At 60.3% G+C, this 8,997-nt stretch carries 11 protein-coding genes and 1 pseudogene; 9 read left to right on the top strand and 3 right to left on the bottom strand.

What is annotated here, in order from left to right:
- Together ABJN75_RS08775 and ABJN75_RS08770 are read right to left on the bottom strand one after the other, a co-directional pair.
- The coding region (locus ABJN75_RS08775) for a polysaccharide deacetylase family protein (RefSeq protein ID WP_348438795.1) at positions 1 to 851 on the bottom strand (851 nt) is incomplete at its 3' end.
- An 84-nt stretch (positions 852 to 935) separates the two neighbouring features.
- The gene (locus ABJN75_RS08770) at positions 936 to 1,274 is read right to left on the bottom strand and encodes a TraR/DksA C4-type zinc finger protein (RefSeq protein WP_348438794.1); all 339 of its coding nucleotides are present in this window, start codon (positions 1,272 to 1,274) and stop codon (positions 936 to 938) included.
- Positions 1,275 to 1,433: 159 nt separating this feature from the next.
- Between ABJN75_RS08770 and ABJN75_RS08765 the strand changes: the two genes are divergently transcribed.
- The 9 genes from ABJN75_RS08765 to ABJN75_RS08725 all read left to right on the top strand — a co-directional run bounded on the left by ABJN75_RS08765 (position 1,434) and on the right by ABJN75_RS08725 (position 8,697).
- Positions 1,434 to 2,021, top strand: a complete 588-nt coding sequence (locus tag ABJN75_RS08765) for an NnrU family protein (protein ID WP_348438792.1) — start codon at positions 1,434 to 1,436, stop codon at positions 2,019 to 2,021.
- Between the two features lie 132 nt (positions 2,022 to 2,153).
- On the top strand, positions 2,154 to 2,825 hold the full coding sequence (locus ABJN75_RS08760; protein ID WP_348438790.1) for a tetratricopeptide repeat protein: 672 nt from the start codon (positions 2,154 to 2,156) through the stop codon (positions 2,823 to 2,825).
- Positions 2,826 to 2,874: 49 nt separating this feature from the next.
- Complete coding sequence (der, locus tag ABJN75_RS08755; RefSeq protein ID WP_348438788.1) at positions 2,875 to 4,374, top strand: ribosome biogenesis GTPase Der; 1,500 nt, start codon at positions 2,875 to 2,877, stop codon at positions 4,372 to 4,374.
- A gap of 272 nt (positions 4,375 to 4,646) precedes the next feature.
- Positions 4,647 to 5,825, top strand: coding sequence for a cell wall hydrolase (locus ABJN75_RS08750; RefSeq protein ID WP_348438786.1), 1,179 nt, complete (start codon positions 4,647 to 4,649; stop codon positions 5,823 to 5,825).
- A gap of 292 nt (positions 5,826 to 6,117) precedes the next feature.
- Positions 6,118 to 6,471, top strand: a complete 354-nt coding sequence (locus ABJN75_RS08745; RefSeq protein ID WP_348438797.1) for an AtpZ/AtpI family protein — start codon at positions 6,118 to 6,120, stop codon at positions 6,469 to 6,471.
- Positions 6,472 to 6,508: 37 nt separating this feature from the next.
- Positions 6,509 to 7,258 carry a F0F1 ATP synthase subunit A gene (locus ABJN75_RS08740; RefSeq protein ID WP_348438784.1) on the top strand — a complete coding sequence of 250 codons (750 nt, stop codon included), beginning with the start codon at positions 6,509 to 6,511 and terminating at the stop codon, positions 7,256 to 7,258.
- A 66-nt stretch (positions 7,259 to 7,324) separates the two neighbouring features.
- Positions 7,325 to 7,552, top strand: a complete 228-nt coding sequence (locus tag ABJN75_RS08735) for a F0F1 ATP synthase subunit C (protein ID WP_007196430.1) — start codon at positions 7,325 to 7,327, stop codon at positions 7,550 to 7,552.
- 65 nt (positions 7,553 to 7,617) lie between these two features.
- Positions 7,618 to 8,202 (top strand): F0F1 ATP synthase subunit B, encoded by a 585-nt coding sequence (locus ABJN75_RS08730; protein WP_348438782.1) that lies wholly within the window; start codon positions 7,618 to 7,620, stop codon positions 8,200 to 8,202.
- 15 nt (positions 8,203 to 8,217) lie between these two features.
- Positions 8,218 to 8,697, top strand: a complete 480-nt coding sequence (locus ABJN75_RS08725) for a F0F1 ATP synthase subunit B (RefSeq protein WP_348438780.1) — start codon at positions 8,218 to 8,220, stop codon at positions 8,695 to 8,697.
- Positions 8,698 to 8,852: 155 nt separating this feature from the next.
- On the opposite strand, the pseudogene ABJN75_RS08720 reads toward ABJN75_RS08725, so the two are convergent.
- Positions 8,853 to 8,997 (bottom strand): annotated as a pseudogene (locus tag ABJN75_RS08720) (ribonuclease HII); the annotation flags it as partial.

Here is an 8,997-nt window from a genome sequence, read left to right as displayed (position 1 = left end):
TCGGCCTCGAAGGCGGCGCGGAACGCCTCAAGCGTGCGCTGCTCGAACTCTTTCGATTTCGACGGGGTTTCGTCGCCGCCCGAATGCCGCACGAACAGATTGTAATCCATCGCGATGAGACGGCGCTGCTTTGGCCCTTCCGGGATCAACGGCAAGGCGAAGCGGGCGGTTGGCTTGGTGAAGTCGGGAGTTGCGGGATCGCGCGACACGCCGCTGGCGTCATAGACAAATCCACGATCCGTCAACGCCGCATAGAGCCCGTCCCCAGTCGACAGATAGGGCGCCCGAAACCCTTGAATTCCGGATTTGGCAAAAGCGGCCCAGCCTGCCGGCGGCTCGGCGCCATTGTTGCCCCAGGCGTTCGCCAACGCAGTGTCGAACTGAGCGAACTCGCTCAGCCAGTCGGATTTGCTCCAGCTCTTGCCATCGAAATGACCGCAGCCGTGGCTGCCGATCTCGTGCCCGGTCTGATGCGCCGCCCAGATGTGGCCCAACCGTGTCAGCGCATCCGCCTTGTCAGGCGCGAAACCGACATTCGAGCGTCCGGCTGAATGTCCCGGCGCCTTGTAGCCGTGACTGTCAGCCTTGCTCATCAGAAAAGTGCAGGAGAGAAAATAGGTGAATCGCGCGCCGGTACTGTCTGCCAGCTTGAGGCTTCGGTCCCACAATGCGTTGTCATGGGCGCCATCGAAGGAAATCACTACAAGCTGTTCTGGCCGCTCACCGGCCATCGCTGTGGTTCCCGGAATGGAGATCAAGGCATTCAGTCCAGACACGGCCAGAACCAGCGCGAGACAACGAAATGAAGACGTGCCACGCGACGGGGCAGGGCTATTGGCAAAAACGATCATGAACCTTGGCAATCCGATGCTACGCTAGACAGAAACCTGAGCCTCGAAGTCCTGGCGGGCAAATGCGGCGGGGATATGAAATGTCTATCCGGAGGCGCAGCGAACGCATTTCTCCGCCATCGGATCAATCTCCAGCCGCTTGTCGGCAATAACCTCGCCGCAGTCAACGCACCAGCCATAGTCACCGTCGCTCAGGCGTCGCTCGGCCATCTCGATGCGGACAAGATCACGCTTGCGGGCGCGTTCCTGCGCCTCCGCCATGGCCTGCTGCTGCATGGCGTCCATCCGCGACAAGCGGCCGACCGATTGCTGATCGAGCGTCACCGGCGCGCGCGCCTGCTGGCTCAGCGCCGACATGCTTTCCAGATCCGCCTTCTTTTCAGTGAGCCGCCTGCGGGCGGCGGTCAAATCAGGGTCCATCATGGCATGATGAACCAGAGCGAGCCCGGATACAATTCCGCCTCGATACATTTGCAGTGACACAAATGCATGCCCGGACCGCTTCTCATCCGTAAGGGGCCGGGCTATGGTCGCTGCAACACGCGGACAGCGTCTGTCTGGCCGCCACAAGGGAGTTTCGGGATGATCTGGCTGATAATTGGACTGGTGGTGTTTCTGGGTGTTCATTCCGTCCGGATTGCTGCCCCCGGGTTTCGCCAGGCGCAAATCGATGCGCGCGGACTGAACGCCTGGAAAGGGATCTATTCGCTGCTCTCCATCGCCGGGTTCGTGATCCTGGTCTGGGGATACGGGATGGCGCGCCAGGATCCGGTGGTGTTCTGGATCGCGCCTTCCTGGATGAGCCACGTCGTCGCCCTGTTGATGATTCCGGTCATGATCCTGCTGGTCGCGGCGCAAGTGCCTGCCGGCCGGATCAAGGCCGCTGTCAAGCACCCGACGCTGCTTGCCGTGAAGATCTGGGCCCTCGCCCACCTTCTGGTCAACGGTGATCTGGCGTCGGTGATTCTGTTTGGCGGATTTCTGGCCTGGGCCGTCGTCGACCGGATCTCGGAGAAGAAAAGGCTGCGGGCCGGCCTCACGACCAATCCGGTGGCCGGGCCGGTCAAATGGGATATCATCGCCGTCGCGGGTGGATTGATCCTGTATGTGCTGTTCATCCTGTTCCTGCACAAATGGCTTATCGGGGTTCCGCCGATCATCGGAATTTAGAGGGTTCGGCGCGGCGTATATGCGCTTTCACCGCCGCACCCCCTTACAGAATCCGTAAAATCGGCTAGAAGGCCTCACACAACGCCGCTTGCGGCAAAAATTCGAGAGGACCGGGCATCGTCCGGTGACGCCATGGCAGACGACAATTCTACATTCATCCGCGAGGTCAATGAGGACCTGCGTTCGGATTACATGAAGGCGCTGTGGAAGCGGTTCCGCTTTGTCCTCCTTGCAGCGGCGATCGGCATCGTTGCCGTTACCGCCGGATTGCGCGGCTGGCAGTACTGGAAGGAAACCACCGCAGCCAGATCCGGAGATGTGTTTCTGGCCGCGCTGGAAAAGGCCCGCAACGGCGAGACCGATGCGGCGCTTGCCGAATTCCAGAATCTCGAAAAGACCGGGTACGGATCCTATCCGGTGCTCGCGCGCATGCGAGCCGCCACGGTTCTGGCCGACAAGGGCGATGCCCAGGCGGCAATCGCCACCTTCTCCGAGATCGGCAAGGATGTATCCCAGCCTGTCGCCATTCGCGATGCGGCGCGGCTCCGCGCGGCCTATCTGCTGATTGACCATGGCAGCTATGCCGATGTGTCCGCGGAAGTTGAAGTGCTCGCGGTTCCGGGCAATCCGGCCCGTCATTCCGCACGCGACGCTCTGGGCAACGCGGCATACAAGGCTGGTGATCTGAAACAGGCTTCACAATGGTTCGGCGATATCGCCGCCGACAGTGATACCCCCAACGGCATAAAGACGCGCGCCGGCCTTATGCTCGACATGATTGCCGCCCAAGGCGGCGCATCCTGATCGCTCCGGCACCCCGGACGATGACGGCGCCTTCGGGCAAGGATCAGTCATGAGCATCACTCTCGCCATTGTCGGACGCCCGAATGTAGGCAAATCGACACTTTTCAACCGTCTTGCAGGCCGCAAGCTGGCGCTGGTTGACGACACGCCCGGCGTCACCCGCGATCGCCGTCCGGGCGATGCCAAGCTGGTGGACCTGCGCTTCCGCATGATCGACACCGCGGGCCTTGAAGTTGCCGGCCCCGACACGCTTGAGGGCCGCATGCGCGCCCAAAGCGAAATGGCGATGGACGAAGCCGATGGCGCGTTGTTCCTGATTGACGCAAAGGCCGGACTGACGCCGGCTGACGAGTTGCTGGCCGGCATCCTGAGAAAACGCGGCAAGCCGGTGGTGCTGGTCGCCAACAAGGCAGAATCCAAAGGCTCGGAATCAGGCATGTATGACGCCTTCCGGCTTGGGTTGGGCGAGCCCTGCCCGATTTCGGCCGAACACGGCGGCGGCATGCTGGATCTGCGCGACGCCATTGTCGAGGCGTTTGGCGAAGACCGGTGTTTCCCGCCCAAGGATGACCCGCTGTCCGAAGCTGTCACCGATGTCGATATTTACGCGTCCCCCGACGATGAGGATGAAGGTCCCGAATATGACGAGACCAAACCGCTGCGGGTGGCCATCGTCGGTCGTCCCAATGCCGGCAAGTCGACGCTGATCAACCGGTTCCTGGGCCAGGACCGGCTGCTGACCGGTCCCGAAGCCGGTATCACCCGCGATTCCATCGCGGTCGATTTCGAATGGCAAGGCCGCAAGATCAAATTGTTCGACACCGCTGGGCTGCGCCGCAAGGCCCGGGTTCAGGAAAAGCTCGAGAAACTCTCGGTCGCCGATGCGTTGCGCGCCATTCGCTTTGCCGAAGTGGTGGTGGTCGTGTTTGATTCGACCATCCCTTTTGAAAAACAGGATTTGCAGATCGCCGATCTGATTGTCCGTGAGGGCAGGGCGCCGGTCATTGCCTTCAACAAGTGGGACCTGATCGACAATCGTCAGGAAAAACTGGCTGAACTGCGGGAAATGACCGAACGGCTGCTGCCGCAAATTCGCGGCATTCGCGCTGTCACGGTCGCTGGTCAGACCGGCGACGGACTCGACAGGCTGATGGAAAACATCGCCATGGTTCACAAAACCTGGAACAAGCGCGTGTCCACCGCAAAGCTCAACCGCTGGCTTGATCACACCCAGGGCCATCATCCGCCGCCGGCAGTGTCGGGGCGGCGGCTCAAGCTCAAATACATGACCCAGATCAAGTCGCGCCCGCCAGGCTTCATGATTTCCTGCACCCGGCCCGAAGCGGTTCCCGAATCCTACACACGCTATCTGGTCAATTCGCTCCGCAAGGATTTTGACATGCCCGGAATTCCGTTGCGGGTGGTCTACCGCAGTGGTGACAACCCCTATGCGCCCAAGGACGGCAAAACCAAGCGACCCTCGCTGATGCCCAAGAAATCCGCCCGACGCACGGTTTCGGGTAAGCTGGGCCCCAAGAAGCGCAGCTGATTTTCCCTGATTGATGCCGCCGGTTTCACGCCGGCGCCTGCCGCCTCTGCCCGGGTCCATAAAACGGACATGATTGGGGGCGAGGAACATCCCGTGGCCGCGGCGTGCCAACGTCTCTTCCGGGTGTGGTCAAACGCGGACGTTTCAGGGTGTTTCAGATTTGCTGATATCGGGCCGAATATTCGGGGGCGCTCATTAACGCTCCATCAAGGTTAATCCTTCATTCTCGAAGACTGTATCGTGTACGTGTCCCGAGTTTCGGAGTTGTTGTTTTGCGTCAGAAGCGTCGTTTGCCCGGCAGCGGTCATTCCCTGTTCAGCCGCCTGTCAGCGCCCGTGGTTTTGGGCCTCACAGCATTTCTCATCACCCCGACCATCACCTCGCATGCCGATATGGCCACCCTGCTGGCCGGCGGTGAGGGCGCCGATGCAAGGTGGAAAACCTTCCTGACGTCTTCGCCCGCCGGATCGATCCAGGCGGCAGAGCTGGAGTTCACCGACCCGGTGCTGACTTCATCGATCACATCGGGCGCCGGTGTGACGCTGCCAAATGGCGACAAGATCGCCTTCATGGGCAAGATTGGTGCCGCCGATCCGCGCCCTGACGCCGATCGTGTGACCCGCAGCCTCAAGAAGGGGCGGGTCATCGACGTCGCTCCGGTGCAACCACCCAAGGATTTTTCCGCCGGCTCGGTTCTCGAACGTCAGTCCAGCCTGTTGCGGCCGGTTGAGAATCTCGAGACCGCCATGGCTTTTCTCAAGCCCGACATCCGCGGCAAGGAATTCAAGATCGCTACCGCCTTCTACACCAAGGGCAAGCAGAAGGCCGAGCCGCAGGTGCGGGCTGTGCTGGCCAGCCTGGTGACCAACGACAATCCCGATATCCTCGCCACAGCCTACGCGCCGGCCGCGCCTGACTACGCCAAGCAATCTCCCTTCAATTCAGTGCTTCGTCCTGAAACCACGCGCGGACGTTTTATCCCGCCGGTGGGCAAGTTTGATCATGATTGGGCCGGCACCGCGTTGCCGGCCTCGGCATTTTCGGAATCCGAACAGCGCTGTCTCGCAGCCGGGATCTATTTCGAAGCCCGCGGCGAAACCGTCAAGGGTCAGGCGGCTGTGGCGCAGGTGATTCTCAACCGGGTGCGTAATCCGACCTACCCGAACACGGTTTGCGGCGTTGTTTACCAGAACAAGACCTGGCGCAATCGCTGCCAGTTTTCCTTTGCCTGCGATGGCATCAAAGACAGGGTAAGATCGCCCAAGCATTGGGATATTGCCGAGGAAATCGCGCTGGCGACCACGGCCGGCAAGATCTGGCTCAACGAAGTCGGCTCCTCGACGCATTACCACGCCACCTATGTCAACCCGCCATGGGCCCGCAAAATGCGCAAGGTCGGCCAGATCGGGCTTCATATTTTCTACGTCACCTATGGCGGCGGCTGGTCCTGATCCGGCCGTCCCGGATTCGCCGCAACCTGTGTGAGTCCGGCGCAACCCGCCAAGTTTTTCTGATACTTCCGTAGCGGCCCCCGGAAACCTCATCCCAAGCTATTGAAAAAAATAAAGAAAAACGTCTCGCGCTTAGAGCTTTCCGTGCCTTGACTATGATCTGACCTAAAACTATGTTGCGCCCGACTTCGAAACGGCTTTTTCCAAGTCGTCGTTGGCGTGTCAGGAGTGCGCATCCATGGATGAAAAGCGCGGAACTGGCGGATCGGGCAAACCGAGCGCAGGTGACGGAATGGAAGATGGCCGGTCGGAAAGCCTGGACGCCCGTCGCAAGCGCCTGGACGCCGAACTTCTCGCCCGCCGCAAGGTGGAGCCGGAAGCGGGCTCCAACAGGCAAGCTTCGAAGGGCTATGCGCTAGCGGTCAAGCTGTCGAGCGAGTTCATCGCCGGCGTGCTCGTTGGAGTGATACTGGGTTATATGTTCGATCGGTTCTTGGGCACGTCGCCTTGGGGATTGATCGTGTTTTTGCTGCTCGGGTTTTGTGCCGGGGTGCTGAATATTTTGCGCTCGACCGGAGCGGTCGCCCAGCCAGGTACTGGCAGGCATGACAAGTCCGGAGCGCGTGGCGAAGACGACGGGAAGTAATATCCGGTTTCACCGGATGGCGAAAAAGAGGTTTTAGGTGTCCAACGATCCGATTCAGCAGTTCCAGATCAGCAAGCTCGTTCCCATCGAAATCGGCGGGCTGGATCTGTCGTTCACCAACTCGTCGCTGTTCATGGTGGGCACTGTTGCCGTGGCCGCAGGATTCCTGTTTATGACCACCGCCAACCGCGGACTGGTCCCGTCGCGGCTGCAGTCGATCTCGGAAATGTCCTACGAATTCGTGGCTTCGATGCTGCGTGACGGAGCCGGATCGCAAGGCATGCGGTTCTTCCCGATGGTGTTTTCGCTGTTCATGTTCGTTCTGGTGGCAAACCTCATCGGCATGTTCCCCTACTTCTTCACCATAACCAGCCATCTCATCGTCACGTTCGCACTCTCCATGCTCGTCATCGGCACGGTGGTGGTCTATGGCTTCTGGAAGCACGGTCTGCATTTCCTCAATCTGTTTGTACCCCAGGGTGTGCCTGGCATATTGATGCCGCTGGTGGTGATGATTGAAGTGATCTCCTTCCTGTCGCGCCCGATCAGCCTCTCTGTACGTCTGTTCGCCAACATGCTGGCCGGCCACATCACGCTGAAAGTGTTTGCCGGTTTTGTCGCCTCGCTTGGCAGCATGGGCGTCCTGGGCTTCGGGACAGCCATCCTGCCGCTGGCGATGACCGTGGCGCTGACAGGTCTAGAATTCCTCGTTGCCTTCCTTCAGGCCTATGTCTTTGCGGTGCTGACTTGCATGTACCTCAACGACGCCCTGCATCCCGGCCACTAGGATCCAATCACCGGCGGTCCGCCGCCAGAAAAAATCGCATCCATCCCATTCCAAAGGAGTTTTATCATGGAAGCAGAAGCAGCAAAGTACATCGGCGCCGGCATCGCATGTCTCGGCATGGGCGGCGCAGGCATCGGCCTGGGCAACATTTTCGGTAGCTACCTCTCGGGCGCACTGCGCAATCCGTCGGCAGCTGACGGCCAGTTCGGCCGTTTGATCTTCGGCTTTGCCGTGACCGAAGCTCTGGGCATCTTCTCGCTGCTCGTCGCTCTCCTTCTCCTCTTCGCCGTCTAATCGTCGACGAGTATCAGGCTTGCCACGCCGGATGACCCGGCGTGGCATTTCATCTGGAGGTGACCATGTTTGTTGTGACCCCGGCTTATGCCGAGTCCAACCCCACCGAAGGGACCCATTCGGAAGCCGGCGCACCCGGGGGCGAAGCCCACGGTAGCGGTGTATTCCCGCCCTTCGATTCATCGACCTTCGCCTCGCAGCTGTTGTGGCTGGCGATCACCTTCGGCTTGTTCTATCTGCTGATGTCGAAGGTCATTGTCCCGCGCATCGGCGGCATTCTGGAGCACCGTCGCGACAGGATCGCGCAGGATCTCGATGAAGCCAATCGTCTGAAGGAAGAAGCCGACGAGGCCATTGCCGCTTACGAGCAGGACCTGGCCGATGCGCGCAAGAAAGCCTCCGCGATTGCGGAGACCGCGCGTGAAAAGGCGAAAGCTGCGGCTGAAGCCGAGCAGGCTTCGACCGAAGCCGGCCTCAACGCCAAGATGGCGGATGCCGAGAAAAGCATCTTCGCCATCAAGCAAAAAGCACTGGCAGAGGTTGACACCATTGCCGAGGAAACCGCCACGGATGTCGTCAAGCATCTTCTGGGTGGTTCCGTGACCAAGGCCGAGGTCGCTGCCGCGATCCGTGCTGCATCAGGCAAGTAAGCGGGAAAGACGATCATGGACGCTACATTCTTTGCCTTAATCGGGCTCATCATCTTCCTGGGCATTCTGGCTTACGTTAAGGTCCCGGCGATGCTGACGGGCGCTCTCGACAAGCGCGCCGACCAGATCCGCAATGAACTCGAACAAGCCAAGAACCTGCGCGAAGAAGCCCAGCAATTGCTTGCCGAGTACCAGCGCAAGCGCAAGGAAGCCGAAACCGAGGCCGAGAGCATTCTTGGCGCCGCGGAACGGGAAGCTGCCATGTTGCGCGAGGAAGCCAAGGCCAAGTCCGAGGAATATGTCAGCCGCCGCACCGCGATGGCTGAACAGAAAATCCGGCAGGCCGAAACCGATGCGATCAACGAGGTTCGCGCCTCGGCGGTCGATCTGGCCATTGCTGCCGCTGAAAAGCTGATCGGCTCCAAAGTCGACGGCAAGGCTTCGGGCGAGCTGTTCAAGGCATCGCTTGGCGAGATGAAGACCCGGCTCAACTGAGCCTGGCTAAATAGACGTTATGATTTGGGCCGGGATTTTCTCCCGGCCTTTTTCGTTGTGGGAATGCCGGGTTGGTATGCAGGCCTTGCATTTTGCTGCACGAATGCATGGTCGATCCTCATTCCGGAACGATTGAAAGCGCCATGGGCAGGCGCTCAGTCCTTGCGCATCGGGCGGAATGTCATGCGGTGCAGCGGGCAGGGGCCGTGTTCAGCAATCGCGGTGAGGTGTCGTGGCGCGCCATAGCCCATATGCCTGTCAAAACCATAGGCGGGATAGACCAGGGCGGCCCGGACCATC

Origin of the sequence: Hoeflea sp. (assembly GCF_039975035.1) — a bacterium.
In the GTDB taxonomy this organism is placed as follows: domain Bacteria; phylum Pseudomonadota; class Alphaproteobacteria; order Rhizobiales; family Rhizobiaceae; genus Hoeflea.
This window is presented reverse-complemented; position numbering and strand designations above follow the sequence as displayed.